The organism is Actinocatenispora rupis (assembly GCF_016861975.1).
Lineage (GTDB): Bacteria > Actinomycetota > Actinomycetes > Mycobacteriales > Micromonosporaceae > Actinocatenispora > Actinocatenispora rupis.
This window is the reverse complement of sequence record NZ_BOMB01000014.1, coordinates 41,520-68,467: the sequence shown is the minus strand read 5'-3', so window position 1 is coordinate 68,467 and position 26,948 is coordinate 41,520. Positions and strand designations below refer to the sequence as shown.

The 26,948-nt window shown below is 71.5% G+C and carries 26 protein-coding genes and 1 pseudogene; 7 read left to right on the top strand and 20 right to left on the bottom strand.

Features of this window, described 5'->3' with window-relative positions:
• Positions 1–262 precede the first annotated feature (262 nt).
• Positions 263–997 carry a DUF1269 domain-containing protein gene (locus tag Aru02nite_RS13050; protein ID WP_203657745.1) on the top strand — a complete coding sequence of 245 codons (735 nt, stop codon included), beginning with the start codon at positions 263–265 and terminating at the stop codon, positions 995–997.
• Between the two features lie 80 nt (positions 998–1,077).
• On the opposite strand, the gene Aru02nite_RS13045 is transcribed toward Aru02nite_RS13050, so the two are convergent.
• The 4 genes from Aru02nite_RS13045 to Aru02nite_RS13030 all read right to left on the bottom strand — a co-directional run bounded on the left by Aru02nite_RS13045 (position 1,078) and on the right by Aru02nite_RS13030 (position 4,425).
• Positions 1,078–2,001 carry an endonuclease/exonuclease/phosphatase family protein gene (locus tag Aru02nite_RS13045; RefSeq protein WP_203657744.1) on the bottom strand — a complete coding sequence of 308 codons (924 nt, stop codon included), beginning with the start codon at positions 1,999–2,001 and terminating at the stop codon, positions 1,078–1,080.
• A 9-nt stretch (positions 2,002–2,010) separates the two neighbouring features.
• The gene (locus tag Aru02nite_RS13040) at positions 2,011–3,102 is read right to left on the bottom strand and encodes an adenosine deaminase (protein WP_203657743.1); all 1,092 of its coding nucleotides are present in this window, start codon (positions 3,100–3,102) and stop codon (positions 2,011–2,013) included.
• Between the two features lie 40 nt (positions 3,103–3,142).
• On the bottom strand, positions 3,143–3,793 hold the full coding sequence (locus Aru02nite_RS13035; RefSeq protein WP_239076649.1) for an ankyrin repeat domain-containing protein: 651 nt from the start codon (positions 3,791–3,793) through the stop codon (positions 3,143–3,145).
• 92 nt (positions 3,794–3,885) lie between these two features.
• The gene (locus tag Aru02nite_RS13030; RefSeq protein ID WP_203657742.1) at positions 3,886–4,425 is read right to left on the bottom strand and encodes a GlcG/HbpS family heme-binding protein; all 540 of its coding nucleotides are present in this window, start codon (positions 4,423–4,425) and stop codon (positions 3,886–3,888) included.
• Positions 4,426–4,618: 193 nt separating this feature from the next.
• Between Aru02nite_RS13030 and Aru02nite_RS13025 the strand changes: the two genes are divergently transcribed.
• Together Aru02nite_RS13025 and Aru02nite_RS13020 are read left to right on the top strand one after the other, a co-directional pair.
• Positions 4,619–5,803 carry a sensor histidine kinase gene (locus tag Aru02nite_RS13025; RefSeq protein ID WP_239076648.1) on the top strand — a complete coding sequence of 395 codons (1,185 nt, stop codon included), beginning with the start codon at positions 4,619–4,621 and terminating at the stop codon, positions 5,801–5,803.
• Positions 5,800–6,417 (top strand): response regulator, encoded by a 618-nt coding sequence (locus Aru02nite_RS13020; RefSeq protein WP_203657741.1) that lies wholly within the window; start codon positions 5,800–5,802, stop codon positions 6,415–6,417. Before Aru02nite_RS13025 ends, Aru02nite_RS13020 begins: the two co-directional genes overlap by 4 nt.
• Positions 6,418–6,507: 90 nt before the next feature.
• Here the strand turns inward: Aru02nite_RS13020 and Aru02nite_RS13015 are convergent, their stop codons facing one another.
• From Aru02nite_RS13015 to Aru02nite_RS12945, 15 genes and pseudogenes are all read right to left on the bottom strand, one after another.
• Positions 6,508–7,155: a DUF4272 domain-containing protein gene (locus tag Aru02nite_RS13015; RefSeq protein ID WP_239076651.1), complete on the bottom strand. Its 648-nt coding sequence runs from the start codon at positions 7,153–7,155 to the stop codon at positions 6,508–6,510.
• Positions 7,156–7,290: 135 nt separating this feature from the next.
• Positions 7,291–7,644, bottom strand: a complete 354-nt coding sequence (locus tag Aru02nite_RS13010; protein ID WP_203657739.1) for a cupin domain-containing protein — start codon at positions 7,642–7,644, stop codon at positions 7,291–7,293.
• Positions 7,645–7,653: 9 nt separating this feature from the next.
• Entirely contained in the window at positions 7,654–8,364 is a 711-nt protein-coding gene (locus Aru02nite_RS13005) for a Clp protease N-terminal domain-containing protein (protein WP_203657738.1), read from the bottom strand.
• A gap of 73 nt (positions 8,365–8,437) precedes the next feature.
• A complete protein-coding gene (locus Aru02nite_RS13000; protein ID WP_203657737.1) occupies positions 8,438–9,721 on the bottom strand; it encodes a thymidine phosphorylase in 1,284 nt (427 codons plus the stop codon).
• A 138-nt stretch (positions 9,722–9,859) separates the two neighbouring features.
• Positions 9,860–10,234: pseudogene (locus tag Aru02nite_RS12995) on the bottom strand (cytidine deaminase); the annotation flags it as partial.
• Positions 10,235–10,309: 75 nt separating this feature from the next.
• Complete coding sequence (locus tag Aru02nite_RS12990) at positions 10,310–11,605, bottom strand: ABC transporter permease (RefSeq protein ID WP_373324863.1); 1,296 nt, start codon at positions 11,603–11,605, stop codon at positions 10,310–10,312.
• The gene (locus Aru02nite_RS12985; protein ID WP_203657736.1) at positions 11,593–12,954 is read right to left on the bottom strand and encodes an ABC transporter permease; all 1,362 of its coding nucleotides are present in this window, start codon (positions 12,952–12,954) and stop codon (positions 11,593–11,595) included. The genes Aru02nite_RS12990 and Aru02nite_RS12985 overlap by 13 nt, the downstream gene beginning before the upstream one ends.
• On the bottom strand, positions 12,947–14,431 hold the full coding sequence (locus Aru02nite_RS12980) for an ABC transporter ATP-binding protein (RefSeq protein WP_308446266.1): 1,485 nt from the start codon (positions 14,429–14,431) through the stop codon (positions 12,947–12,949). Before Aru02nite_RS12980 ends, Aru02nite_RS12985 begins: the two co-directional genes overlap by 8 nt.
• Before the next feature lie 123 nt (positions 14,432–14,554).
• Positions 14,555–15,619, bottom strand: a complete 1,065-nt coding sequence (locus Aru02nite_RS12975; RefSeq protein WP_203657758.1) for a BMP family lipoprotein — start codon at positions 15,617–15,619, stop codon at positions 14,555–14,557.
• A gap of 182 nt (positions 15,620–15,801) precedes the next feature.
• Positions 15,802–16,065, bottom strand: coding sequence for an SCO4848 family membrane protein (locus Aru02nite_RS12970; protein ID WP_203657735.1), 264 nt, complete (start codon positions 16,063–16,065; stop codon positions 15,802–15,804).
• 469 nt (positions 16,066–16,534) lie between these two features.
• Complete coding sequence (locus Aru02nite_RS12965; protein ID WP_203657734.1) at positions 16,535–17,059, bottom strand: 2'-5' RNA ligase family protein; 525 nt, start codon at positions 17,057–17,059, stop codon at positions 16,535–16,537.
• 88 nt (positions 17,060–17,147) lie between these two features.
• The gene (trpS, locus tag Aru02nite_RS12960; protein ID WP_203657733.1) at positions 17,148–18,158 is read right to left on the bottom strand and encodes a tryptophan--tRNA ligase; all 1,011 of its coding nucleotides are present in this window, start codon (positions 18,156–18,158) and stop codon (positions 17,148–17,150) included.
• 79 nt (positions 18,159–18,237) lie between these two features.
• Positions 18,238–19,149 carry a carbohydrate ABC transporter permease gene (locus Aru02nite_RS12955; protein ID WP_203657732.1) on the bottom strand — a complete coding sequence of 304 codons (912 nt, stop codon included), beginning with the start codon at positions 19,147–19,149 and terminating at the stop codon, positions 18,238–18,240.
• Positions 19,146–20,150: a carbohydrate ABC transporter permease gene (locus tag Aru02nite_RS12950; protein ID WP_239076647.1), complete on the bottom strand. Its 1,005-nt coding sequence runs from the start codon at positions 20,148–20,150 to the stop codon at positions 19,146–19,148. Before Aru02nite_RS12950 ends, Aru02nite_RS12955 begins: the two co-directional genes overlap by 4 nt.
• A gap of 76 nt (positions 20,151–20,226) precedes the next feature.
• Complete coding sequence (locus tag Aru02nite_RS12945) at positions 20,227–21,564, bottom strand: ABC transporter substrate-binding protein (protein WP_203657731.1); 1,338 nt, start codon at positions 21,562–21,564, stop codon at positions 20,227–20,229.
• 389 nt (positions 21,565–21,953) lie between these two features.
• On the opposite strand from Aru02nite_RS12945, the gene Aru02nite_RS12940 reads away from it, so the two are divergent.
• Genes Aru02nite_RS12940 through galK form a run of 4 tightly spaced genes read left to right on the top strand, consistent with a single transcriptional unit; the run spans position 21,954 to position 25,982 of the window.
• Positions 21,954–22,748 carry a DeoR/GlpR family DNA-binding transcription regulator gene (locus Aru02nite_RS12940; RefSeq protein WP_203657730.1) on the top strand — a complete coding sequence of 265 codons (795 nt, stop codon included), beginning with the start codon at positions 21,954–21,956 and terminating at the stop codon, positions 22,746–22,748.
• On the top strand, positions 22,745–23,839 hold the full coding sequence (gene galT, locus Aru02nite_RS12935) for a galactose-1-phosphate uridylyltransferase (protein WP_203657729.1): 1,095 nt from the start codon (positions 22,745–22,747) through the stop codon (positions 23,837–23,839). Before Aru02nite_RS12940 ends, galT begins: the two co-directional genes overlap by 4 nt.
• Positions 23,836–24,834, top strand: a complete 999-nt coding sequence (gene galE / locus Aru02nite_RS12930) for a UDP-glucose 4-epimerase GalE (protein WP_203657728.1) — start codon at positions 23,836–23,838, stop codon at positions 24,832–24,834. The genes galT and galE overlap by 4 nt, the downstream gene beginning before the upstream one ends.
• Positions 24,831–25,982, top strand: coding sequence for a galactokinase (galK, locus tag Aru02nite_RS12925; protein WP_203657727.1), 1,152 nt, complete (start codon positions 24,831–24,833; stop codon positions 25,980–25,982). The genes galE and galK overlap by 4 nt, the downstream gene beginning before the upstream one ends.
• 69 nt (positions 25,983–26,051) lie before the next feature.
• On the opposite strand, the gene Aru02nite_RS12920 is transcribed toward galK, so the two are convergent.
• Positions 26,052–26,867, bottom strand: a complete 816-nt coding sequence (locus Aru02nite_RS12920) for a GNAT family N-acetyltransferase (protein ID WP_239076646.1) — start codon at positions 26,865–26,867, stop codon at positions 26,052–26,054.
• Positions 26,868–26,948: the final 81 nt, after the last annotated feature.

Below are 26,948 nucleotides of genomic sequence, written 5' to 3'. Positions count from 1 at the left end.
CGCCGACCACGAGGACGAGCAGCGACAGAATCGAGAACAGTGCAGTGAAAACGGTCGTGCGCATGATCTTCTCCAACCCCCGAAATACGCCTCCCCCAAGGCGTACGGGGAAAGCAAAGCACGCGGGTTTCCTTTGCTCCCAAGCGGTCCCGCCGGATGAGGCCGGCGCCACTGCAACCTTTCGCGTTCCCGGGTCGAACCCAGGGAATTTCCAGCGAACTGACCTAGGCTGGGGGTACAGACCGGTGATCAGGAGGGGTCAGTGGCCGAGGAGAACGCGCGCAAGCTGGTCGTCATCGACTTCGAGGACGCGATGCGGGCACAGGAGTTCCTGCTCGCCGCGATGCGCCTGGTGAAGGACGGGCAGCTCGCCCTGCACGACGCGGTGTTCATCATGCGCGACGCCGACGGGCGGTCCACGGTCCGGGAGACCACCGACCTGACGCCCGGCCGCGGCGCCCTCGGCGGCGCCATGTGGGGCGTGCTGATCGGCACCCTGCTCGGCGGCCCGATCGGGGCCCTGGTGGGCGGGGCGGCCTCGGCTGGCGGCGGCGCGCTGCTGGCCAAGCTGATCGACACCGGCATCAAGGACGACCAGGTCAAGGCGCTCCGCGAGACCGTACGGCCGGGCACCACGGCGCTCGCGCTGCTGCTCAGCCACGTCACGGTCGGGGCGCTCCAGACCGAGCTGGAGCGGTTCCCGGGCGCCACGGTGATGCAGTCCGACCTGCCGGAGGGCGCCCTGCACGTGGTGCGTACCGCGCTGGACGAGGCGCCGCCGGAGGTCTCCCACGACCCGAACATCCGGATCGGCCTGGACGAGCCGCCGCCGGCCGCGATCCCCCCGGACCCCGACGTACGCATCGGGCTCGACGAGCCGCCGACCCGGCCGGCCGCGCCGACCACGCCGGACGACCCGACGTCGCCGCCGCCCGAGCGCCCGTCCGGCCCGCCGCACAGCACCACCGATCCGAACGGGCCGCCCACCCCGGCCTGACCCGACCGCGTACGAAGCGGGCCGGAGCCACCGTGGCTCCGGCCCGCTTTCCTTGCCCCGCAAGGGTTTCCGTGCTTGTGTCAGCCGACGGCGAGGTCGGCGACGAGGATCCGGTGCGACGTGCCACCCAGGTCGTACGCCGAGATCCTGTACGCGTGGACGCGGCCCTCGGTGAGCACGTGGTCCACCGGGGTCGGCGGCACCGGCCACTTCGTGTACGTCGGCTTCAGTCCGGCGCCGACCGCGATCGCCGCGTCCTGGTACCCGTCGCGCTCCAGGTTGCGGAACGCCACGTTGTCCTGGGTGCCGTTGAAGTCGCCGAGCAGCAGCTGCGTACCGGGGTCCTTCGGGGTGGGCAGGGCGTCGAGGTCGTGCGTCCAGTCGGCCACGGTGTGGCCGAGCATCGGCGTCCGGGTGTGCACGCTGACCAGGTCGAGCGACACGCTGCCGACCGACATCCGGGCCCTGGCCAGCGACGACGTCGTACCGGACAGGTGCCCGCCGGTGAGCGCACCCTGCGCGTACAGCCCGGTGCCGGTGCGGCCGCCGGCGGGACGCAGCACGTTCGCCGGCAGGTACCGGCCGATGCCGGCCTTGCCGAGGGCGCCGGCCTCGCCCGGGGTCAGCTCCTGCACGGCGAGGATGTCGGGCTTGACCGCGGCGATCCGCTGCACCAGCGCCTTCGCGTCCGCCGACCCCGCGTTGAGGTTGACGGTCATCACGCGCAGCGTGTACCCCTTCGGCCGGGACTCGGGGCCGACCGCCCACCGCGGGAGCAGGGCCGCGCCGTACGCGATGGTCACGAGGACCATGAAGAAGCCGAGCCGGCGCCGCCCACCGGCGAACAGGACCAGGGTGCCGAGCAGGCTGGCGAGCGCCAGGTACGGCACGAAGACCATCGCCTGGATGAACGGCGTGATGCGGTCCCAGCCGGCCCACCGCACCGTGATCAGCACGGTCAGCAGTACGACCAGGACCCACCCGAGCGCCCGGAGCAGCCGCATGATCACGGCCTAGCCGATCAGCTTCGCGTACGCCGGCTTGATGACGTCGTTGATCAGCGCGAGCCGCTCGTCGAACCCGAGGAACGAACTCTTCATCGCGTTGACCGTGAACCACTGCAGGTCGGACCAGCCGTACCCGAAGGCGTCGGCGAGCAGCGACATCTCCCGCGACATGCTGGTGCCGGACATCAGCCGGTTGTCGGTGTTGACCGTGACCCGGAACCGCAGGTCGTGCAGCAGGCCGATGGGGTGCTCGGCGATCGACGCGGCGGCGCCGGTCTGCACGTTCGACGACGGGCACAGCTCCAGCGGGATCCGCTTGTCCCGCACGTACTGCCCCAGCCGGCCGATCCGGTACGAGTCGCCGACGCGCGCGATGTCGTCCACGATCCGTACGCCGTGGCCGAGGCGGTCCGCGCCGCACCACTGGATCGCCTGCCAGATGCTCGGCAGCCCGAACGCCTCGCCCGCGTGGATGGTGAAGTGGAAGTTCTCCCGCTGCAGGTACTCGAACGCGTCCAGGTGCCGGGTGGGCGGGAAGCCGGCCTCGGCGCCGGCGATGTCGAACCCAACGACGCCCTCGTCGCGGAACTCGACCGCCAGCTCGGCGATCTCCATCGACCGGGCTTGGTGCCGCATGGCGGTCAGCAGGGTGCCGACGCGGATCTGGTGGCCGGCCTCCTTCGCCCGCTGGGTGCCGATCGCGAAGCCGGACAGCACCACCGCGACGACCTCGGACAGGCTCAGTCCGCGCGAGGTGTGCTGTTCGGGTGCGAACCGGACCTCCGCGTACACCACGCCGTCGGCGGCGAGGTCCTCGGCGCACTCGGCGGCGACCCGCTGGAGCCCCTCGACCGTCTGCATCACCGCGACGGTGTGGTCGAAGGTCTCCAGGTAGCGCTCCAGCGAGCCGGAGTCGGCCGCCTCGACGAACCAGCGGCCCAGCTCGTCCGGGTCGGTGCTGGGGAGGCTGTCCGCGTAGCCGATGTCGCGGGCCAGGTCGATGATGGTCGCGGGCCGCAGCCCGCCGTCCAGATGGTCGTGCAGCAGCACCTTGGGTGCGTGCCGGATGTCCTCGATGCTCGGTGCAGGTCGTGCCATAGAGAGACCTTAGTCGGCCCCGTACCGGCCCGGAATCCGGCTACCGGCCACCCGCCGCCCGCAGCTGGTCCGCCACCTCGTACTGGCCGCGGTCGACGGCGTGGCGCAGCGGCGTGACACCGGACCGGTCCGGCAGGTTCACGTCGGCCCCGTGCGCCAGCAGCGACCGTACGACCCGCTGGTGTGCCGGCCCGCCGTCGCCGAGTACGACGGCCTCCAGCAGGGCGGTCCAGCCGAGGTCGTTGACGTGGTTCACGTCGACGTCGGTACGCGCCAGGACGGCCTCGACGTAGTCGGCGTGGCCGCGCTCGGAGGCGGGGATCACCGACACCCCGCCGTACCGGTTGGTGATCGTGGTGTCGGGGTGCGCGGGCAGCAGCGCGTCGAGCATCGCGACGCTGCCGGTCACGCCGGTCACCAGGAAGGGCGTGTCGTGCCGGTCGTCCAGCGCGTCCGGGTCGGCGCCGGCCTCGACCAGGACCGTCGCGGCGGCCACGTGGTCCCCGGTCACCGCCAGCAGCAGCGGCGTACGGCGGTGCCCGTCGCGGACCTCGGTACGGGCGCCGTCGGCGAGGGCGGCGCGTACCCGGGCGGCGTCGCCACCGCGGGCGGCGGCCAGCAGCGCGGCGTCGGCGGCACGGTTCGGCGCTCCGCTCGGGCTCGCCGAGGCGGACGGCGTGTTCTCGGGCACGGGCGTTCCTTCCGTACGGGGCGGTGCGCCCCGGCAGGCCGACAGTACGAGGGGTACCGCGACCGCCAGGGCGACCAGTGCGCGGCGTGTCGTCACCGGAGCGCGGCCAGGCCGACGTTGGCGTACTTCTCGTCGAGGGAGCCGTCCGGGGCGCCGCCGACGCCGATGCCCGCGACCGGCGCACCCTTGACCGTCACCGGTACGCCGCCGGACAGGAACAGCGTCCCGTCCATGTCGCGGAGGGTCGCACCGGGCCCGGTGACGCGCTTCGCCAGGTCCGAGGTCGGCGCGTTGAACGACACCGCGGTGAACGCCTTCTTCTCCGACGACGAGCCGGTCTGCGGGCCGGACCCGTCCCCGTGCAGCTGCACCCGTACGTTCCCGGACCGGTCCACGACGGTGACCGTCACGTGCTGGCCGTCCTTCTCGGCGGCGTCCAGCGCGGCCTGCGCGGCCCGGGTCGCCGCGTCCACCCCGAGCACCGGTACCTGCTGGGTGATCGCCGGGGTGGTGGGCTTCGGGGCGGCGTCCGCACCGGCCGGGTGGGTGAGGCTGAGGGCGGTGACGCCGCCGACGACGGCCAGTCCGGCGCCGGCCAGCGCGACCTTGCCGCGGGTGATGCTCATGCTCATCGGGGGTTCCTTCCGTATCGGATCCGGGCTGGGTGCCCGTTCCGCCGGGGGGCCGCGGAACGGGCTGACTCCACTCTCCGGCCGGCGCCGCCCCGCCGGATCGCGCGGACGATCGGTACCGCGGCGTCACGCGGCGCCGCACGCTCAACCTTTTGATCGATGCCGGCCCGGCCACCGGGGCTAGCGTGGTGGCGTGACCACTCCCGATACGCCGACGGACGCCGAGGCCGGCACGCCGCCCTGGCTCGGCCCGGTCATGCACATCGGCTTCTACCTGCTGCTCGCCGCGTCCGCCGCCCGGTTCGTCGCGCACCACGGCTGGCACGGCGCCACCGGTACGGTCGTCGGCCTCGTCGCCGCCCTCGCCCTCGCGTACGCGGTGGGCACGGTGCTGCCGGAGAACCACCGGGTACGGCTGGGCTGGCTCGCGGTGGTCGTCGTCCTGTGGCTGGCACTGGTCGTGGTGGCGCCCAGCTTCGGCATCTGCGCGGTACCGCTGTTCTTCGTGGCGCTGCCTTTGCTGTCCACGCGCGCCACGATCGCCCTCGCCGCCGTACTGACCGCCGCCGTGATCGTCGCCCAGGTACGTCTCGGCGTCCGGCTCGACGCCAGCGTCGTGCTGACCCCGGTCGCCGTCGCCGGCATCACCGTCGCCGTGTACGCCGCGCTCGCCGCGCAGACCCGCCGGCAGCGCCGCCTCATCGCCGACCTGCTCGCCGCCCGCGACGCGCTCGCCACCGCCGAACGCACCGCCGGCGTCCTCGGCGAACGCGCCCGGCTCGCCCGGGAGATCCACGACAGCCTCGCCCAGGGCTTTTCGAGTACCCGGATGCTGGTGCAGGCGGCGCAGCGGTCGGCGGACAGCGACCCGGCCGCGGCCCGGCGGTACCTGGCGCTGGCGGAGGAGGCGACGGCGGACAACCTGGCCGAGGCGCGCCGGGTGATCAACGACCTCGCGCCGGCCGACCTGGACACCGCCGGGTCGCTGCCGGAGGCGTTGCGGGAGCTGGCGAGCCGTACCGGGGCGGGCACCGGGCTGGCCGTCACCGTACGGGTGGACGGCACGGAGTGGCCGCTCGCGCCCCGGGTCGCCGCCGCGCTGCTACGGGTCGCGCAGGGCGCCCTCGCCAACGTCCGCGAACACGCGCAGGCCCGTACCGCCGTCCTTACGCTGTCCTATGTGGACAACGGCACCACCCTCGACGTGTACGACGACGGCGTCGGCTTCGACCCCGCCGGCGCCCGGCCCGACGGCGTACGCGGGCAGGGGCTGCGGCTCGCCCGGAACCGGCTCGCCGAGATCGGCGGCACCCTCGTCGTGGAGAGCGGCGCCGGCCGCGGCACCGTCGTCGCCGCCTCCGTACCGGACGCGCGATGATCCGCGTGCTTCTCGTCGACGACCACCCCGTCGTACGCGCCGGGCTCGTCGCGCTGCTCACCCCGGTCGACGACATCGAGGTCGCCGGGGAGGCCGCCGACGGCGAGCAGGCGCTCGCGCTCGCCGCCGCGCTGCGCCCCGACGTGGTCGTGGTCGACCTCGCGCTCGGCGCCGGCATCGACGGGGTCGAGGTGATCCGCCGGCTCCCCGACGGCCTCCGCACCCTCGTCCTCACCACGTACGACTCGGACGCCGACCTCGCGCGGGTGCTCGACGCCGGCGCCGACGGGTACCTGCTGAAGGCCGGGCCGCCGGACGACCTGTTCCACGCCATCCGTACCGTCGCCGCCGGCGGTACGGCACTGGCCCCGGCGGTCGCGACCCGCCTGATGCGCCGCGTACGCGAGCCGGCGACCACGCTGTCCGACCGGGAGACCGACATCCTCCAGCTCGTCGCCGACGGCCTCGCCAACCGCGACATCGCCGCCCGGCTCTACCTGAGCGAGGCGACGGTCAAGACGCACCTCGTGCACGTGTTCGCCAAGCTCGGCGTCGACAGCCGTACCGCGGCGGTCGCCGAGGCGGTCCGCCGCCGCCTCATCCGCCTCTCCTGACGTCCGGGCCTCCCGCCGCGCTCGACCGGCGAACGGCGCCGGCGTTCCCACCCGGCGCGAGCCGCCGTTCCCACCCGACGCGAGCCGGCGTCAGACCGACAGGTCGACGTCCTCCCAGCCGGCCGGATCCTCGTGGTACCGGCCGGTCAGCACCACGGCCCACTCCAGCGCCCACCGGCGGGCACCGATCGCGACCGGCGGCACCGCACCCGGCGGGTCCTCCCGCCGCCGGTCCGCCTCCTGGTACGCCCAGTCGAGGCAGTAGTACAGGTCGAGCAGGACGGCGGCCTCGACCGGGTCGCGGCCGTCCCGCGGCACCGTCGCCCGCCACGCCGGGTACTCCTCGCCCGGCGTACGCGGGTCGGGCAGCAGACCCGCCAGGTACGGCGAGCGCGGCAGCCGCGGATCGAGGTCGTCGACCAGGCCGAGCAGCCAGGCCAGGCCGTGCAGCGCGTCGCGTTCCAGGTCGATCAGGGCCGCGTCGCCGACTCCGCCGGCGATGAACCGCCACTCGCGCGGGGTCACCCGCTCCAGCAGCCGGGCGTCCCGCAGCCAGCGCATCGCCTGCCGCCGCGGCAGACCGTCGTGCGTGGCCAGCAGTACGCCGAGGATCGCGGCACGCGCCGCCAGGTCACCGCGCCGGCGGAGCCGCACCGTGTCGCCCGGATCCCACACCAGCGGGTACTGCGGCGGCGGCACCCGTACGCCGAGCCGGCGCAGCTCCTCGACCGTGCCCATCCGTACCGTGACCGGATCCGGCACGTCCACCGCCCGGTCGAGTACCGCCCGTTCCACCACAACCACCCCCGTCGTCGTCATCGCGTGATCAACGCGCCACGGGCGGTTGGATGACGACGGGTACCCCTGGTGGGGTCAGTCCTCGCGGTGCGCCAGATCGGGCGCGAACGCCGGCAGGCAGACCGCCACGTACTCCGCGCCGTCCGGACCGGTGCGGTAGCGCACCCGCTCGCCCGCCCGAGTGACGACACCCTGTCGCGCCGACACCTCGGTCACGCCGCCGTCGTGCTCCACCAGCAGCGTCCCCCGCAACACCACCGTGTACTCGTCGAACTCGGGGGTCTGCGCCGGCTCCTCCCAGCCGGCCGGCGCGACCATGTGGGCGACGGACACGGCCCCGGTGCCGGTGGTGACCCGCCCCGCGTACTCGTCGATGAGCTTGCCGCCGGGCACCGGGATCCGCGTCGGAGCACTGATCAGTTCGGGCATGCGCGCACCCTACTTGGTCTGGTACCCGGCGAGCTGCTCGACCAGGTTGTCGTGCAGCGCCTGGTACCGGATGCCCAGCGCGGCAAGGATCTCCATCGCGAGCGACGGCTCGTCGTTGGTACCGCCGCCGGCGGCGAGACCGAGCAGGAGGTGCTCCGTACCGATGTAGTTGTGGCCGAGGTCCAGCGCCTCGGACAGCGCGCGGGCGAGCGCGGCGCGCCCCTTGACGGTGAACCGCGGCTTCGCCTGCACCGGGCTCGGCCCGGCCAGCCGCCCCTCCGTCGCCGTACGCACCGCGTCGAGCGAGCCGCCGAGCTGCGCGAGCGCCTTGCCGGCCAGGCTGTCCGGGTCGGCGCACAGCCCGAGGAGCAGGTGCTCGGTGCCGATGTAGCTGTGCTCGTGCTGCTCGGCCACGCTCTGCGCGCCCACCACGACGCGCCGGGCCCGTTCGGTGAAGCGGGAGAAGTCGAACTTGGCCAGGTCGGGCGAGAACCGTTGCTGCGCGGCCTGTTTGCTCACGCCCCCGAGGTACTGCCCGATCTGCGCCCAGGAGGCGCCGGTCGCGCGGGCGGCGTCGACGAAGTGGCTGACGAGCTGGTCGCCGAGCGTACTGAGATCGCCGGCGGTACGGACGGCCTTGTCGAGCCGATCGAGCGGGTCGTCGGCGGAGGCGGACACCTGGTCGATGAGAGTCCCGAGGGACACCTGCGGTCTGGTCATGCGTCAACGGTAAGTTGACGCATGACCAGTCGTCAAGTACAGATTGACGCGACGCGTGCCGCGGGCGCCGGCGCTACGCGATCCGGTCGATCACCAGCGGCGGGCGCTCCGGCGCCGCGTCCGCGACCGTGACCGCCGCCCGCAGGTCCGCCAGCGCGGCCGGGATCCGCGCCGGATCGTCCGCCCGCAGCTCCGCCAGTACGTCGCCGCGCTCCACCCACTCCCCCGGCCGCCGGTGCAGCAGTACGCCCGCGGCCGCCGACACCGGGTCCTCCTTGCGCGCCCGACCCGCGCCCGCGCGCCACGCCGCGACACCCACGCCGTACGCGTCCAGGCCGGCGACCACGCCGGACGACTCGGCGCGCAGCAGCTCGACCTCCTTCGGGGTCGGCAGCGGGGCGTCCGGGTCGCCGCCCTGCGCCACCACCATCGCCCGCCACGCGTCCATCGCCTTGCCGGTGGCCAGCGCACCCTCCGGGTCCGCGTCCGGCAGCCCGGCCGCCGCCAGCATCTCCCGCGCCAGCGCCAGCGTCAGCTCCACCACGTCCGCCGGGCCGCCGCCGGCGAGTACCTGCACCGACTCGGCGACCTCGATCCCGTTGCCCACGGCCAGCCCCAGCGGTACGGACATGTCGGTGAGCAGCGCGACCGTACGCACGCCCGCGGCGCCGCCCAGCTCGACCATGGTGCGGGCCAGCTCGCGCGCCGACCCGACGTCCTTCATGAACGCACCCGACCCGACCTTGACATCCAGTACGAGCGCGCCGGTGCCCTCGGCGATCTTCTTGCTCATGATCGAACTGGCGATCAGCGGGATCGACTCGACGGTGCCGGTGACGTCGCGCAGCGCGTACAGCTTGCGGTCGGCGGGGGCGAGCGCGTCGGACGCGGCGCACACCGCGGCCCCGACCGTACGCAGCTGGTCGGCGAACTCGTCCGCGCCGAGCCGCGTCCGGAAGCCGGGGATCGCCTCCAGCTTGTCGAGCGTGCCGCCGGTGTGCCCGAGCCCCCGCCCCGACAGCTGCGGTACGGCCACGCCGAAGCTCGCCACCAGCGGCGCGAGCGGCAGCGTGATCTTGTCGCCGACCCCGCCGGTGGAGTGCTTGTCGACCGTGGGCCGGCCGACGCCGGACAGGTCCAGCCGCTCCCCGGACGCGATCATCGCGGCGGTCCAGCGGGCGATCTCCGCCGGCGTCATGCCGTTCAGCAGGATCGCCATGGCCAGCGCCGACATCTGCTCGTCGGCGACCGTCCCCCTCGTGTACGCGTCGATCACCCAGTCGATCTGCGCGTCGGACAGCTCGTGCCCGTCCCGCTTGGCCCGGATGACGTCCACCGCGGCGAATCCCTGTGTCATGCGCTCCGACCTCCGGCGGATACTGCGCTCGGCGCGGCGGGTCGCTGTCGGCGGCCCGCGCGCACGGTACTTCCCGGCGCCGGTGCCCGGCGCGGTCCCGCGGTCCCCATTCTCCTACGGGGCAAGGGATCCGCGGCCGAGATCCTCGACATCGAACGCCCGCGGCAGCAGCTCCCGCATGGACACCGGCGCCGGCGCGGCGTCGACCAGGCAGTCCGGCCCGCCGTTCTCCCAGAGCAGCTGGCGGCAGCGTCCGCACGGCATCAGCGCGGTACCGCGACTGTCCACACAGGACAGTGCAACGAGCCGGCCCCCGCCGCTCGCGTGCAGCGCGGACACCACGCCGCACTCGGCGCACAGCACCACGCCGTACGCCGCGTTCTCCACGTTGCAGCCGACCACGACCCGGCCGTCGTCGACGAGAGCCGCCGCACCCACCGGATACTTCGAGTACGGCACGTACGCGCGGGCCATCACGTCGGTCGCGGCTGCGCGCAGCACGTCCCAGTCCACCCGTACGGGCGTGCCCCCGTCGTCGGACCGCTCAGCGGACACCTCGGTCGACCCACTCACTCGCACTCGCTCACGTCAGCTCTTCACGTACGGCTTTCCGTCGGCCGCGGGCGCGCGGACCTTCCCGACCAGACCGGCCACCGCCAGGATCGTCGCGATGTACGGCAGCATGGTCAGGAACTGCGACGGAACCACGCTGTTGAGCGACGACAGGTTCGACTGCAGCGCGTCGGCGAAACCGAACAGGAGCGCGCCGAGCAGCGCGCCCGTCGGGCTCCACCGGCCGAAGATGAGCGCGGCGAGCGCGATGAAGCCGCGCCCGTTCGACATGTCCTTGCCGAACTGGCCGACCGACCCGACCGTCAGCGCGGCGCCGCCGATCCCGGCGATCAGCCCACCCATGATCACGTTCCGGTACCGGACCAGCCGGACCCGGATACCGAGGGTGTCCGCCGCGGTCGGGTGCTCGCCGACCGCCCGGGTACGCAGGCCCCACCGGGTCTTCGTCAGCGCCAGCGACACGACCACCACCAGCACGATCGCCAGGTACGTGATGATCGTGTTCTGGAACAGCACCGGGCCGATCACCGGGATGTCGGCCAGCAGCGGGATGTGGATCGCCGGGAACGTCGGCGGGTTGTTGTACGCCTGCGTGTTCGGCTGCATGAACCGGTCGTACAGGTAGCCGGTGACGCCCATGGCGAACACGTTGAGCACGACGCCGAGTACGACCTGGTCCACCAGGTACCGGATGGCGAGGACGGCGAGGATCGCGCCGATCAGGCCGCCGCCGATGGCCGCGGCGACCAGGCCCACCCAGGCGCTCGCCGCGATCGAACCGAACAGCGCGCCGCAGAACGCGCCGGTCAGCAGCTGCCCCTCGATCGCCACGTTGATCACGCCGGACCGTTCGCCGAGCACGCCGGCGAGCGACCCGAGGATCAGCGGTACCGCGAGGAACAGGGTCTGCTGGGCCAGCCCGACCAGCGGCAGGTCGTTGCCCGCCACCTGCCAGCACAGGAACGACAGCACGAACGACACGATCGCCACCGCGGTCGTCGCGCCGAAGTGCCGCCGGAAGTAGCCGGCCAGCAGCGCCGCGCCGGTCAGCGCGCACACCAGCCCGAACCCGATCGCGAACGCCCGCGCCGGCAGGTCCAGCCCGGCGCCGCCCGGCTTCGTGGAGAGCGTGAACGTGGCGGTCTCGCCGGCCTTCGTCGCCAGCCCGAACACCACCGCCGCGAACAGCCCGACGATCAGGTACACCAGGCCGGACTTGCGCGAGCGCGTCCAGAAGCCGTGTACCGCAACGGACTCCGCGACAACGTCGGAGACCATCACCTGCCCGGGGCCGACCATCAGCCGTTCCATCCCTTCGCCAGGTTCTGCCCGAGTGCGCCGACCCGCTGCGCCCGCAGCCGGAAGATCGCCCGCACCAGCGCCGGCGCCGCCACGAAGATCACGATCAGGGACTGGATGATCGTGGACACCTCGATCGGCACCTGCGAGGTCACCTGCATCTGACCCGCACCCGCCTGCAACGCGCCGAACAGCAGGCCGGCCAGGACCGTACCGACCGGGCGGCCCCGGCCGAGCAGCGCCACCGTGATGCCGTCGAAGCCGATCGAGCCGACCACCGACGGGGTGATCGCGTTCGGCGTGTTGCCGAGCACGATGCTCGCCCCGCCCAGCCCGGCCAGTACCCCGGCGAACAGCATGACCAGCAGGTACGTCCGGTTCAGGCTGATGCCCGCAGTACGCGCGGCGTTCGGGTTCGAGCCGACCGCGCGGAACTCGAAGCCCAGCGTCGAGCGGCGCAGCAGCCACGACACCACCAGCGCGGCGCCGACCACCAGGATGATCGCCAGGTTCGCCCGCAACCCGCTGCCGAACAGGTGCGGCAGCTGCGCGTTCGGCTCGACCGCCTTGCTGATCGGGTCGTTACGGCCCGGCTGCTGCACGCCGTGCTGCGTCACCAGCCACGTCACGAAGCTCGGCGCGGCGATGTAGTTGAGCATGATCGTGGTGATCACCTCGTGCGCGCCGAACTTGGCCTTCAGCCAGCCGGCGAGCAGGCCCCACAGGCCACCGCCCACCAGGCCGCCGAGCAGCGCCGCGATCACGCCGATCACCGGCGGCCACGGCACCATGAACCCGACCAGCCCGGCGCCGATCGCGCCCATCATCGCCTGGCCCTGCGCGCCGATGTTGAACATGCCGGCCCGGAACGCCAGCGCCACGGCCAGGCCCGTACCGATCAGGGGCGCCGCGTACGTCAGGGTCTCCGAGATCGGGCTCAGCACCGACGACCAGCTCGTCATGCCCCACCACGCCTCGTTCAGCGTCTCGGGGTCGACGATCGAACCGGTGAACAGCGCCGCGTACGCGGTGCCGATCGCGTGCCCGGCCGCCGCGAACGTGTCCCCGGGGCGGGCGAAGAAGTACTTCATCGAGTCGAGCACGGCCTGGTCGGACAGCGCGATCACGACCGCGCCGACCGCCAGCGCCAGCACGATCGCCAGTACGGTGACGGTGAAGGTGTTGGCCGTGGTCAGCGCGTCGATGACGATCCCGGTACGGGTGCGCTTCGCGTCGCCGGGCACCGCGGCCCTGGGCCCGGACCGCTTCGCCGGGGCGGTGGCCGTCTCGGTACCGGTGCCGGGGGCCCCGCCGTCCGGGTCGGCCGGACCGCCGCCGGGGCGCTCCTCGTCGCTACTCATCGGTCTCCTCCGCGGCCGACTCGCCGGTGACGCCGGCCATGAGCAGGCCGATCCGTTCGCGTGGGGTGTCCGGGCCGACGACCGCCAGCACCTTCCCCCGGTACATGACCGCGATCCGGTCGGCCAGCGCCAGGATCTCGTCCAGCTCGCTCGACACCAGCAGGACGCCGGTGCCCCGGTCGCGCTCCGCCACGATCCGCCCGTGGATGAACTCGGTCGACCCGACGTCGACACCGCGGGTCGGCTGCGCCGCGATCAGCAGTTCCAGCGGGCGGGACATCTCCCGCGCCACCACGACCTTCTGTTGGTTGCCGCCGGACAGCGTGCCCACCGCCGTCGTGTACGACGAGGTCCGCACGTCGAACTCGTCGATCCGCTCGCGCGCGGACTCCCGGATCGCGGTCGGCCGCAGCGACAGCCCCTTCCCGTACGGCGGGCGCCGGTACGTGTCGAGCACCAGGTTCTCCGCGACGGAGAAGTCGGCGACGAGCCCGTCGTGGCCGCGGTCGGCCGGCACGTACCCGACGCCGCGGGCGAGGATGTCGCTCGTCGTCCCGTACTGGTGGCCGAGGGTGTCGTGGATGGCGCGACCGTTGAGCCGGACCGTACCGCCGATGGCGGGGCGCAGGCCCATGATCGCCTCGATCAGCTCGGTCTGGCCGTTGCCCTCGACACCGGCGACACCGAGGATCTCGCCGTGGCGTACCTCCAGGTCGATGTCGTCGACGACGCGCTGGCCGCGGTCGTCGACCACGGCCAGGCCGGCGACGTCGAGGACCGGGTCGCCGGGCGACGCCGGCAGCTTGTCCACGGTGAGCTTCACGCTCCGGCCGACCATCAGCGCGGCCAGCTCGTCCTCGGACGCGTCCGGCTGGGCGGCCCCGACGACCTGGCCGCGCCGGATCACGGTGATCCGGTCGGCGATCGCCTTGACTTCCTTCAGCTTGTGCGTGATGAACACGATCGACTTGCCCGCGTCCTTGAGCGAACGCATCACGTCGAGCAGGTCGTCGATCTCCTGCGGGGTGAGCACCGCGGTCGGCTCGTCCAGGATCAGCAGGTCCACCTCGCGGACCAGCGCCTTGATGATCTCGACGCGCTGCTGGATGCCGACCGGCAGGTCCTCGACCAGCGCGTCCGGGTCGACCCGCAGGCCGTACCGCTCGGACACCTCGGCGACGTCCCGGCGCGCCTTGCGCCGGTTGAGCCAGCCGATGCCGGTGGTGTGCTCGGCGCCGAGCATGACGTTCTCGGCGACGGTGAACACCGGGACGAGCATGAAGTGCTGGTGCACCATGCCGATCCCGGCGCCGATCGCGTCCCGCGGCGAACCGAACCGCTGCGGTACGTCGTCCACCAGGATCTCGCCCTCGTCCGGCGTCAGCAGGCCGTACAGGACGTTCATCAGGGTGGACTTGCCGGCGCCGTTCTCACCGAGGAGCGCGTGGATCTCTCCCGGCTCCACCGTCAGGTCGATGCGGTCGTTGGCGACCAGATCGCCGAACCGCTTGGTGATGCCGCGCAGTTCGAGTTTCAGCGTCCGCCTCCCCTGACGAGCCGGCGGTGGAGCCCGCGGGCCCCACCGCCGAACAACCCTTCGTTACTTCGGCTGCGCCGTGGACTTGACCGTGATCTTGCCGGACTCGATGTCCGCGCCGATCTGGGTCACCTCGGTCTTCAGCGCACCGGGAACCTTCGAGTCCCAGTCGTGGTACGGCGCCAGGCCGACGCCCTTGTTCTTCAGGTCGCCGATGTACGACCCGGTCAGCGGCTTGCCCTTCTGCCCGGCCACGACGGCGTCCTTGACCGAGCCGGCGATCCCCTTGGTCACCGAGGTCAGGAACGTCTTGCAGTACGTCGAGGCGCTGACGCAGCCGTCGAAGTCCACGAAGATGGTCGACTGCTTGCCGTTCGACGCGGCGGTCGTCGACGCCGTGCCCTGCGCGGTACCGCCGGCCACCGGCAGGACGATGTCCGCGCCCTGCGACAGGAACGTCTTGGTGATCGACTGGCCCTTGTTCTGGTCGGTGAAGCTGTTCGCGAAGACGCCCTTCTGGCTCTTCTCGTCCCAGCCCAGGAGCTTGACGCTCTTGTGCTTCTGCTGGTTGTAGTACGCGACGCCCTCGGCGAAGCCGTCCTCGTAGATCGTCACCGGCGGGATCTTGAGCCCGCCGTACGTGGCGACCTTGCCGGTCTTCGACATGCCCGCGGCCAGGTACCCGGCCTGGAACGCCGGCTGCGCCGTGTTGAACTGCATCGAGTACACGTTCGACAGGGCGACGTTGGCGTCGATGATCGCGAACTGCTGCTTGGGGTTCGCCTTCGCGACCTTCGTGACCGCGTCCGCCATCAGGCCGCCGACCCCGACGATCAGGTCGCACTTGGCCTGTACGAACTTCGTCAGGTTCGGCTCGTAGTCCTGCTCGCTCGACGACTGCGTGTTCTGGACGACCACGCTGCTGTCCGCCGCCTTGGCGTCCTGCATGCCCTGCCAGGCCGACGCATTGAACGAGTGATCGTCGATGCCACCGGTGTCGGTGACCATGCAGGCCTTGTACTGCCCGCCGCCACTACCACCGCTGGCATTCTTCGCTGGCGGCTTGCCACACCCGGCGGCCACGGCGAGCGAGAGCCCTCCGACCGCGAGCACCGTGACGAGCCGCACCCCACGCACCCGGCGCAAGACGGTCTCCTTCCGCAGCAGCCACCGCGCCGTCGCGGTGGCTTTCACCGGTGGGCAGCGTAGCGGGCACTACCCGCTGGTACCGACACGGAGGGGCTCCCGACACCGAGCCGTGACCTGCCAGGACGACGAGGGCCACGGCGGAGGGCGACGATCGGAGCCGACTATCTCGAATGCGGGCCTCCGGCACCGTCTCCGCGGACCGGACGACGGGCCCACCAGCCGCGGATCCCGAGCACCCCGATGGCGGTGCCGAACACCACCGACGCGACCACGATCAGCGCGTGTACCCAGAGGAACGAGGTGGGCGAACCGCCGTGCCAGGACCGGTCGTCCTGCCAGATCGCCACCGCGAACCGCGGCCAGATCACCCACGACCACACACCGAACGCGACGAGCAGGGTCGACGTCAACCGAGACAGCTTCACACCGCCGAGTATGACCATCCTTCTACGTACGGTCGAAGCTGCCCCCGCGTACGGCCGACGCCGTCCCGGTACCGGCGGGAAAAGACCTTGGCGACGCCGCGACGGCGAAGTACTGTTCGAGCCACGTGGGAAAGGAGGTGGTCCGATCAATGTGTGGTAAACGGACTCACGAGGTGGTTGTCCGCTAGGCCGCCGAACGTCGGACGACTGGTTTTTACCGACCAGAGGCAGCCATCGTCGCCAACACGTGGGCGGCGACGACCGTGGCGGCCGGTGAATCCCAGACAACCATCCGACCCATGGGTTCCGGGACTTGTCCACCCGGACCTTTCCTGCGACAGCAGGGGAGGAAGCACCCATGGGTCGTTTTTTATGCCCGAAGCCCTGTGCCCGAAGCCCTGTGCGGCTGGAAGGCTGAAACCGTTGTCCTGCCCGCGGTCGCCGCCGCCTGGCCCGCGGTGTCGTCCGCTCAGGACCGGGTCGGGCCGGTGAGCGCGAAGTCGCGGCAGGGTCGCCAGCGCCGGTCGCCGTTGTGCGCGAACAGCCGGAACCGTACCGCGTCGAACCGCACCTCGAAGTCCGCCAGCTCGGCGAACACCCGGTCCAGCTCCATCTCCGGTACGTCCTGGGCCACCGTGATGTGCGGGTGGTACGGGTAGCTCAGCTCGCGGGCGAGTGGCCCGGACCGTACGTCGGCGGCGAGCCGCTCGCACTCGCTGATCCCCGCCGCGACGGTCACGAACACCACGTCGGTGATCGGCCGGAACGTGCCGGTACCGCGCAGCAGCAGGCCGAACGCGGGATGCGCGGTGGCCACCCGGGCCAGGTGCCGCTCGACCTCCGGCTCGGATTCGTCGGATATCTCGGTCGGCGGCAGCAGCGTCAGATGGGTCGGCACGTACGCGGCCTGCGGGTCGCCGGTCCGCGCCCGGCAGCGGTTCAGATAGCTGCCCCAGGGCTCGGGTACGTCGATCGCCACCCCGATGACCCGCATCGCGCCTCCACATGACCGCGTCGGTACCGCCGGCACCAAGCGCCAGCACCCTAACCGGCCGGAACGTTTCCCGTACAGCCCCGCCGGCTCAGCGGGCCGGCAGAAACCCGACCCTGTCGTACACGGTGCGGAGGGTCTGGTCGGCGATCTGCCGCGCCTTCTCCGCTCCCACCGCCAGCACCTTGTCCAGCTCCGCCGGATCGTCCAGGTACGCCTGCGTGCGCTCCCGGATCGGCGCCGTGAAGTCGGCCACGACCTGGCCCAGCTCCTTCTTGAGGTCGCCGTACCCGCGGCCCTCGTACTGCTTCTCCAGGTCGGCGACGGGTGTACCGGTGAGCGCCGAGTGGATGGTGAGCAGGTTGGAGACGCCGGGCTTCTGCTCCGGGTCGTACACGATCTCGCGGCCGGTGTCGGTGACGGCGCTGCGGATCTTCTTCGCCGAGCGGGCCGGCTCGTCCAGCAGCTCGATGATGCCGTTCGGGGTGGACGCCGACTTGGACATCTTGCTCGTCGGGTCCTGGAGGTCCACGATCTTCGCGGTGTCCCGCAGGATGTACGGCTCCGGCACCACGAACGTCTTCCCGTAGTCGCGGTTGAACCGCTGCGCCAGGTCGCGGGACAGTTCCAGGTGCTGCCGCTGGTCCTCGCCGACCGGTACCTCGTGCGCCCGGTACAGCAGGATGTCGGCGGCCATGAGCACCGGGTACGTGAAGAGGCCGACGCTGGCCCGGTCGGAGCCCTGCTTGACCGTCTTGTCCTTGAACTGGGTCATCCGGCTCGCCTCGCCGAAGCCGGTGATGCAGCTCAGCACCCAGGCCAGCTCGGCGTGCGCCGGCACGTGGCTCTGTACGAACAGGATGCTGCGCTCCGGGTCGATGCCGATCGCCAGGAGCTGCGCGGCGGCCACCCGGGTGCGCTGGCGCAGCACCTTCGGGTCGTGGCCGGCGGTGATCGCGTGCAGGTCGACCACGCAGTACAGACAGTCGTGGGTGTCCTGCAGCGGCACCCAGTTGCGCAGCGCGCCGAGATAGTTCCCGAGATGGAACGAGTCGGCGGTGGGCTGGATGCCGGAGAAGACGCGCGGTCGGCTGTCGGGCATGGCTCGATTCTGTCAGCAGGTACGCCCGGGCCCGCGCGCCGACCCCCTGCACCGGTCGGACCGCGCGGGCGCGGCGGGCTCAGCCCTTGGTGGAACCCAGCGTCAGCCCCGAGATGAACTGTCGCTGGAGCAGGACGTACACGACGAGGGTGGGGATGGCGACCATCATCGCGGCCGCGGCGATCAGGTTCTGGTTCGACACGAACTGTCCCTGCAGGTTCGCCAGCGCCGAGGTGACCGGCCGCCGGCTGCCCGTCTCGATCAGCGTGATCGCCCAGAAGAAGTCGTTGTAGATCCAGGTCGTGAGCAGGGTGGCGAGGGCGGCCAGCGCGGGCCGGCACAGCGGCATGGTGAGCCGCCAGTACCGGGTCCAGAGGGAGGCGCCGTCCACCACGGCCGCCTCGTACATCTCGTCGGGCACCGTGCGCATGAAGTTGCTGAGCACGAAGACGCAGAAGCCGAGCTGGAACGCCACGTTGATGGCGACCAGGCCGATGATCGAGTTGTACAGCAGGCCGCTCTCGGACAGGAAACCCGGCACCGGGATGAGCAGGTACAACCGGTACAGCGGGGTGATGATGACCTGCTGCGGCAGCAGGTTGCCGGCCGTGAACACGATCAGCAGCGCCACGTTGATCTTGATGTTGACCTTCGCCACCACGAACGCCACCAGCGAAGCGAAGAACAGCGTCAGGATCACCGCCGGCACCGTGATGGCCACCGAGTTCAGGAAGAAGTGGAGCATGTCCGACTGCGTCCACGCCTGGCGATAGTTGTCGAACGTGAGGCTGCGCGGCAGCGACACGTACCCCAGCTTCGAGGTCTCCGAGTACGGCCGGAGCGACACGTACAGCGTGAACACGATCGGGGTGATCCACAGGACCGTCGCGCCGATCATCAGCACGTACGACAGGATCCGTCCGACGCGGGCCCGGCCGGTACCCGACGCGCGCGCGGGCCGCACCCGCTCGGACACGGCAGCCGCGGTCATCGCTCCGCCTTCCGCTTGAAGTTCTGGTACAGGAAGATCGAGATCGGGACGAGCGAGATGACCAGCAGCACGACGCCGAGCGCCGAGCCGAATCCGATCCGCGACGTCTCACCGACGATGTTGTTGGTGACCAGCACCGACAGCATCTCCAGGCCGTTCGACCCGCGGTTCGTGATGTACACCAGGTCGAACGCGCGGAGCGACTCGATCACCGTGACGACCAGGATGACGATGTTGATCGGCTTCAGGGTCGGGAAGATGACCCGCCAGAACGTCTGCCACGCGTTCGCCCCGTCGACCGTGGCGGCCTCCCGCAGCAACGGGTCCGCCGCCTTCAGCCCGGCCAGGTAGAGCACCATCACGTACCCGGCCTGCCGCCAGGTCGCCTCGACGAGTACGGCCCAGAGGTTGAGGTGCGGGTCGCCGAGCCAGTCGACGAGGTTGCCGTTGGTGTTGTGGCCGGTGAGGGTGTTGATCAGGCCGTAGTTCGGCGAGTAGACGAACTCCCACATGATCCCGATCAGCGCCAGCGACAGCATGACCGGCAGGAACAGCGCGCTCTGGTAGATCCGGCTGCCCTTGATTCCGCGGTCGATGACCACCGCGAACAGCATCCCCAGCGGCGTCGCGAACACGATGAACACGACGAGCCAGATGACGTTGTGCTCGACCGCCGGCCAGAACGGCGGGTAGTTCGTCGCCGCCTGCGTGTAGTTGTCCCCGCCGATGAAGCAGCCGTTGTCCGGCAGCAGGCCACCCGGCGCCCGGCAGTGCCGCAGCGCCAGCCCGCCGATGCCGCTCCACTTGAAGAACGACAGGAACACCGAGGCGAGCGCCGGACCCCACACGAACGCCAGGTCCACGATCACCGGGATCGCCAGCATCACCAGGACGACGATCTTCTCGCCCCGCGTGAGCCGGCCGACCCGGTGCTTCCGGCGCCGCGGTGTCACCGGCGACGGTGCGGCGTCGTCCGCCGCGTCGGTCACCGTCGAAGCCATGTGCCGGGCTCCTCCCGTACTCGTGGGGCTGCCGGCACGACCCCTCGTCGTACCGGCAGCCTGCCGTGCGAACCGCTCAGCCGAAGATGGACTTGGCCTGCTTGGCCAGGCTCTTCTGCAGGGACTGGACGTTGGACGCGGTCGGGTTGCCGATGAAGTCCTGGATCGCGTGCTCCAGCGCGGTCGCCATGGCCGGGTCGGTGTCCCGGTCGCCGAACTGCGCGACGGCCTTCTGCTTCGCGATCATCGTGGCCGACTTCTTCTGGATGTCGTTGTACGTCGGCGCGACGAGCCCGGTGGCGAGACCGACGTCCCAGGAGTCGCCCTTCAGGTACGACGTCTCGGCCTCCGGCGTGCCGATGTACTCCAGGACCTTCTTGGCGCCCTTCGTGTTCTTCGCCTTCTTCGGCATGATGAACCCGTCGGCCGGCGCGTCCATGTAGTCCTGGCCGTACGCCGAGTTGATCTCCGGGTACGCGAAGAAGTCGAGGTCCTTGACGTCCTTCTTGTCGGTCGCGTACTGCGCGGCGACCTGGTTGGTGCCCTGGAACATCATCCCGGCCTGCTTGGCCTCCAGCGTCTTCGCCGCGTCCTGCCAGATCCGCCCGTTCGCCCCGGACTGCAGGTACGGCATCAGCTCGCGCCAGTGGTCGAAGACCGCGGTGATCTCCTTGTCGGTGTACGCCGCGCCCTTGTTCTGCATCAGCTTCATGTGGTAGTCGAAGCCGTTGATGCGCATGTTGAGGATGTCGAACGTGCCGAGCGCGGGCCACAGGTCCTTGTCCGCGAACGCCAGCGGCGTCAGGCCGTCCTTCTTCATCTTCTTGGCCAGGGCGATGAACGAGTCCCACGTGGTCGGGACCTCGTAGCCCTTCTGCGCGAACGTGCTCTTGTTGTAGTGCACGACCCACGGGTAGTTGTACAGCGGCACCAGGTAGTAGTGCCCGTCGGCGCCCTTCGACAGCGACTTGGCCGCGTCGTTGAAGTTCTTGCCGATCTTGTCCCAGACGTCGTCGATCGGCGACAGCAGGCCCTGCGCCGCGAAGTACTGCAGGCGGAAGCCGGCGAACCAGGTCGCGAGGTCGTCGGGCGTGCCCTGCAGGTACGACGTGATGTTGTTCTGGAACGTGTTGTGGTCCGTGGTGTTGATCTTCGTGGTGACGCCGGTCGCCGCCTTCGCGTCGTTGATCAGCCCGGCGAACGCGGACTTCGGCGCCGGGTCGGAGTAGTTCGAGCCGAACGAGATGTTGGTACCGCTCCCGCCGCTCTTCGTGGTGCCACTGCTGCTGCTGTTGCCGCCACCGCAGGCCGCGAGCAGGCCGGGCACGGCGAGCGCGCCCGCGCCGAACGCGGCACCGCGCAGCAGGCCACGCCGGGACAGGTGCGGACCCGGGCCGGTCGGAGACTGGGCCATCGGAACCCCCTACAGGAAAGTACGAAGAATCAAACGCGACCTTTCAAAAGTCCCCACATTCCATCGCCCTGGATGAGGGCTGTCAAGCCCTTCACCAGGCTCGTGGCCTTATCGATGCGAAACCCGGGCCGACCCGCGGATACGCGTACGCCACGGGCCGGTCACGCATCGACCGCGGCGCGGCAATGGACCCGAAACCTGCCGCGGCGACCGCGTCACCCGGCTGGGCCCGCCGCGGCACGGGTGTGCCACACTTTCGTTCGAACGTGTTGACTCTTGGTCGGTCTGGAACGAAGGTGGGTGCAGCGGCGCACCTGCCCGAACGCACCGGGACGACCGGGCATCCGGTGGCGCCGCGAGTGGTCGGCACACCCGACGCAGGAGGCCTGATGCTCGCACAGCAACGCCAGACCGCCATCCTGGACCTGGTACGTCGGCACGGCGGAGTCCGGGTGTCCGACCTCGTCCGCGAGTTCAGCGTGTCGGACATGACGATCCGGCGCGACCTGGAGAACCTGGCCCAACGCGGGTTGCTCGCCAAGGTGCACGGCGGCGCCACCACCCTCGCGCCCGGCTCGACCGACGAGCCGGGTTTCGCCGCCAAGTCCGTACGCCAGCAGGCGGAGAAGGAGGCGATCGCCCGCCGCGCCGCGTCCCTCGTCTCCCCCGGCACCGCGATCGCCCTGTCCGCCGGTACGACGACGTGGACGCTCGCGCACCAGCTCCTGGACGTACCGGGGTTGACGGTGGTGACGAACTCCGTACCGGTGGCCGAGGTGTTCTACCACAACGGGCGCGTCGACCAGACCGTCGTACTCACCGGCGGCATCCGTACGCCGTCGGACGCGCTGGTCGGGCCGTTCGCGGTGACGGCGATCCGGTCGCTCAACCTGGACCAGCTGTTCCTCGGCGTACACGGGATCAACGAGCGGTCCGGCTTCACCACCCCGAACCTGATGGAGGCGGAGACCGACCAGGCGCTGGTCGCCGCGGCCCGCCGCCTGGTCGTACTCGCCGACCACACCAAGTGGGAGACGGTCGGCATCTCCACGATCGCCCGGCTCGACGAGGCCGACGTGGTGGTCAGCGACGCCGGGCTGCCCGCGAGTGCCCGGGCCGCGCTCGACGGGCTGGTCGGCCAGCTGCTCATCGCCGGCGAGGAGAACGACGGGGCCGCCCGATGAAGCGCACGCCGATCCTGCTCGCCGACGGCCGCGAGCTGATCTACTTCGACGAGCGCGACGACGCCGACCGGTCCATGCCCGACCGGCGCTCGCTGCCCGAGCCGCCCCCCGCCTCCGAGCTGCGGTACGACGCGGTCATGGACGAGTGGGTCGCCGTCGCCGCGCACCGCCAGGACCGTACGTTCCTGCCACCGTCGGACGAGTGCCCGCTGTGCCCGTCCACGCCGGCCCGGTCCAGCGAGATCCCCGCGTACGACTACGACGTGGTGGTGTTCGAGAACCGGTTCCCGTCGTTCAGCCACCGGATCGGGCCGGACGGCGGGCCGGGCGCCCTCGACGCCGGGCTGGTACCGACGGTGCCCGGGCGCGGCCGCTGCGAGCTGGTGTGTTTCACCGCCGACCACGACTCGGCGTTCGCGCGGCTGTCACCGGCGCGGGTGCGTACGGTCGTGGAGGCGTGGGCGGACCGCACCACCGAGCTGTCCGCGCTGCCCGGCATCGCCCAGGTGTTCTGCTTCGAGAACCGCGGCGAGGAGATCGGCGTCACGCTGCACCACCCGCACGGCCAGATCTACGGCTACCCGTACGTGACGCCGCAGACCGCGACGATGCTCGACTCGGCCCGGCGGTACGCGCACCGGACCGGTGGCGGGAACCTGTTCGCCGACCTGCTCGCGGCGGAACGTGCCGGCGGCGAGCGGGTCGTCGCCGCCAACGAGTACTGGACGGCGTTCGTACCCGCGGCGGCGCGCTGGCCGTTCGAGGTGCACCTGTACCCGCACCGGCAGGTGGCGGACATCCCGGCGCTGGACTCCACCGAGCGGGACGCGTTCGCGGCACTGTACCTGGACGTACTGGGGCGTTTCGACGGGCTGTTCGACGCGCCGATGCCGTACATCGCGGCGTGGGACCAGGCCCCGGTACACGCCGACCGGCACCTCGCGTACCTGCATCTTCGGCTGTTCTCCGTCCGCCGCGCGGCGGGCAAGCTCAAGTACCTGGCAGGATCGGAGTCGGCGATGGGGGCATTCGTCAACGACATCCGCCCGGAGCAGGCGGCACAGATGCTGAGGGAGTCGAACCAACAGTGAAGCTTCTCGTCACCGGCGGCGCCGGGTACATCGGCAGTATCGTCACGCGGCAGTTGCTGGCCGCCGGCCACCAGGTCGAGATCCTCGACGACCTGTCGACCGGACACCGCGACAACGTACCGGCCGAGGTGCCGTTCCACGAGCTGTCCATCCACGACGTCGCGCAGGTGCTGACGCCGGGCGCCGGGTTCGACGGGGTGCTGCACTTCGGCGCCAAGATCGCGGCCGGCGAGTCGGTCGTCAAGCCCGAGCTGTACTGGGACGTCAACATCCGCGGCTCGCTCGCGCTGCTGGAGGCGATCCGCGCGGCCGGTGTGCGGAGGCTGGTGTTCTCCTCCACGGCCGCCGTGTACGGCGACGGTCCGGGCACCGACGAGCTGATCACCGAGACCACCCCGCCCGCGCCGACCAACCCGTACGGGTCGAGCAAGCTGGCCGTGGACATGATGATCACGGCGGCGACCGGCGCGTCCGACCTCGGCGCCGTCAGCCTGCGGTACTTCAACGCGGCCGGCGCGTCGGTCCCGGCGGAGGGTTCGTCGGCGGCGTTCCTGGGTGAGCGGCACGACCCGGAGACGCACCTGATCCCGATCGCGTTGCAGGCCGCGGCCGGCGACCGCGCCGAGTTCCTGCTGTACGGCGACGACTACGACACGCCGGACGGCACCTGCATCCGCGACTACATCCACGTCGAGGACCTGGCGACGGCGCACCTGCTGGCGCTCGACAGCGCCGAGGCGGGCACGCACAAGATCTACAACCTGGGCAACGGCAACGGGTACAGCAACAAGCAGGTCGTCGAGGTGGTGCGGGAGGTGACCGGGGCGAAGCTGCCGGTCACGCTGGCGCCGCGGCGGGACGGCGACGCGGTCGTCGTGGTCGCGTCGGCCGAGAAGGCGCGGCGCGAGCTGGGCTGGGCGCCCGCGAAGCCGGACCTGGCCGCCATCATCGCCGACGCCTGGGCCTTCTACCAGTACGACAAGGGACGGTCGTGAGCGCGGATCCGGTACCGGGCGGCGGTTTCGCCGCGGTGTTCGGCGGGGCGCCCGACGGCGTGTGGTACGCGCCGGGTCGGGTCAACCTGATCGGGGAGCACACCGACTACAACGACGGTTTCGTCCTGCCGTTCGCGCTCGCGCAGCGCACCACGGTGGCGGGCCGGCGGCTGGACAGTCCACAGTGGACTGTCCATTCCGTACTCACGGACGAGACCGTCTCGTTCGGCGTGGACGAGCTGGCGCCGGGCGCCGTCACCGGCTGGGCGGCGTACGTCGCCGGTGTGGTGTACGCGCTGCGTACCGACGGGTTCGAGGTGGGCGGAGCGGAGCTGTACGTCGACTCGGACGTACCGCTGGGTGCCGGGCTGTCCTCGTCGCACGCGATGGAGTGCGCGGTACTCGGCGCGCTCGCCGACCTGTCCGCCGTGGACGTACCGGTGGCGCGCCGGCCGCGGCTGGTGCAGCGCGCGGAGAACGAGTACGTCGGGGCGCCGACGGGGATCCTCGACCAGTCCGCGTCGATCCTGTGCCAGGCCGGGCACGCGCTGTTCCTGGACTGCCGCGACATGACCGGCGAGCAGGTGCCGTTCGACCTCGCCGGCGACGGCCTCGCCCTGCTGGTCGTGGACACCCGCTCGCCGCACCGGCACTCCGACGGCGAGTACGCGAAGCGCCGCGCCACGTGCGAGGCCGCCACCGCGACGCTCGGCGTACCGGCGCTGCGGGACATCGGGCAGGACCGGCTGGACGACGCGCTCGCCGCGCTGCCCGACGACGTGACGCGCCGCCGGGTCCGCCACATCGTCACCGAGAACCAGCGCGTACTCGACACCGTGGCGCTGCTGCGCGTCGGTGAGGTACGCGCGATCGGGCCGCTGCTGACGGCGTCGCACGCGTCCATGCGCGACGACTACGAGATCACCGTCGCGCAGGTGGACATCGCGGTGGAGACCGCGCTGCGCGCCGGGGCGTACGGGGCGCGCATGACCGGCGGCGGTTTCGGCGGCTGCGTCCTCGCCCTGGTCGACGCCGACGCCGTGGACACGGTCGCCGGCGCGATCCGGGATGCCTTTGCCAGCAACGGTTTCGACCAGCCGGTGGCGTTCATCGGCGTACCGTCGCAGGGCGCCGGCCGGCTCGCCTGACGGTCCGGGCCGCGGTCCGCGGGACCGCGGCCCACCCGCCCGTTTCCACAGTGGACAGACGAGGCGGTCCTACCCGGCGCTCGCCGGCCGCCACATGTACGGGACGGTGACGGCGACCGGGCGCAACCCCAGCCGCGTCAGGATCGGCCGGCTGTCCGGCGACGCGTCCACCTGGAGGTACCGCACGCCGCGCGCCGCGGCAAGCCGCGCCCGGTACGCCACCAGCGCCCGGTAGATGCCGCGGCCCCGCCACTTCTCCAGCGTCGACCCGCCCCACAGCGACGCGAACTCGGTGCCGGTGTGGAACCGGATCCACGACGCGCTGACCACCTCGCCGCCGGCCTCGGCGTACACGACGACGCCGGGATCGCTGTCGGCGCCGGACATCTCGCGTTCCAGCGCGTCCGGCAGCCAGCCGTGGTCGAAGCCCCAGACGGCCTCCTCCATCACCCGGATGCGTTCCAGGTCCGGCCGACCGGTCGCCTCCCGCACCACCACACCATCCGGTACGGGCGCGTCGACGGCGAGCGGCGCCACCGGGCCCACGTGTACCGTCTCGTCCTCGTCGGGGACGAAACCGTGCGCCCGCAACCGGTCCGGCAGGTCGGCGGGCAGGTCGTGGCTGTGCCACTTCCACTCGAACGGCTGCCCCAGCGCGGCGAAGTGCCGCACCTGGTCGGCGATCAGCTCGTCCAGCTCCGCGCCGTCGAGCCCGCCGAGATCCCGGTACATGACGAAGCCAGGGCCGTTGACGTCCGTCTTGCGGATCAGCGGCCCGACCCGCTCCACCGGCCGGCCGAACGTGTTGCCCGCGCGACCCCGCACCTGCCTGTCGTACTCGGCGCGGAGGCGCAGCGCCTCGGCCGACGTGTCCAGTTCGATCACGCCGGCAGTCGAGCACGGAATCCCGCCCGCGGCAAGGCATTTGGCCACACCGCGTACGCAGAACGGCCCGAACCGTACTGG

Coding starts and splice junctions, on each gene's coding strand:
- trpS (WP_203657733.1), bottom strand. CDS start 18,158: ATGCCCGACAGCCGACCGCGCGTCTTCTCCGGCATCCAGCCCACCGCC.
- Aru02nite_RS12955 (WP_203657732.1), bottom strand. CDS start 19,149: ATGACCGCGGCTGCCGTGTCCGAGCGGGTGCGGCCCGCGCGCGCGTCG.
- Aru02nite_RS13000 (WP_203657737.1), bottom strand. CDS start 9,721: ATGACACAGGGATTCGCCGCGGTGGACGTCATCCGGGCCAAGCGGGAC.
- Aru02nite_RS13015 (WP_239076651.1), bottom strand. CDS start 7,155: ATGGGCACGGTCGAGGAGCTGCGCCGGCTCGGCGTACGGGTGCCGCCG.
- Aru02nite_RS12985 (WP_203657736.1), bottom strand. CDS start 12,954: ATGAGTAGCGACGAGGAGCGCCCCGGCGGCGGTCCGGCCGACCCGGAC.
- Aru02nite_RS12965 (WP_203657734.1), bottom strand. CDS start 17,059: ATGCGGGTCATCGGGGTGGCGATCGACGTACCCGAGCCCTGGGGCAGC.
- Aru02nite_RS13005 (WP_203657738.1), bottom strand. CDS start 8,364: ATGACCAGACCGCAGGTGTCCCTCGGGACTCTCATCGACCAGGTGTCC.
- Aru02nite_RS13030 (WP_203657742.1), bottom strand. CDS start 4,425: ATGAGCATGAGCATCACCCGCGGCAAGGTCGCGCTGGCCGGCGCCGGA.
- Aru02nite_RS13010 (WP_203657739.1), bottom strand. CDS start 7,644: ATGCCCGAACTGATCAGTGCTCCGACGCGGATCCCGGTGCCCGGCGGC.
- Aru02nite_RS13020 (WP_203657741.1), top strand. CDS start 5,800: ATGATCCGCGTGCTTCTCGTCGACGACCACCCCGTCGTACGCGCCGGG.
- Aru02nite_RS12945 (WP_203657731.1), bottom strand. CDS start 21,564: ATGGCCCAGTCTCCGACCGGCCCGGGTCCGCACCTGTCCCGGCGTGGC.
- Aru02nite_RS12950 (WP_239076647.1), bottom strand. CDS start 20,150: ATGGCTTCGACGGTGACCGACGCGGCGGACGACGCCGCACCGTCGCCG.
- Aru02nite_RS13045 (WP_203657744.1), bottom strand. CDS start 2,001: ATGCGGCTGCTCCGGGCGCTCGGGTGGGTCCTGGTCGTACTGCTGACC.
- Aru02nite_RS12990 (WP_373324863.1), bottom strand. CDS start 11,605: ATGGAACGGCTGATGGTCGGCCCCGGGCAGGTGATGGTCTCCGACGTT.
- Aru02nite_RS12940 (WP_203657730.1), top strand. CDS start 21,954: ATGCTCGCACAGCAACGCCAGACCGCCATCCTGGACCTGGTACGTCGG.
- Aru02nite_RS13040 (WP_203657743.1), bottom strand. CDS start 3,102: ATGGCACGACCTGCACCGAGCATCGAGGACATCCGGCACGCACCCAAG.
- galT (WP_203657729.1), top strand. CDS start 22,745: ATGAAGCGCACGCCGATCCTGCTCGCCGACGGCCGCGAGCTGATCTAC.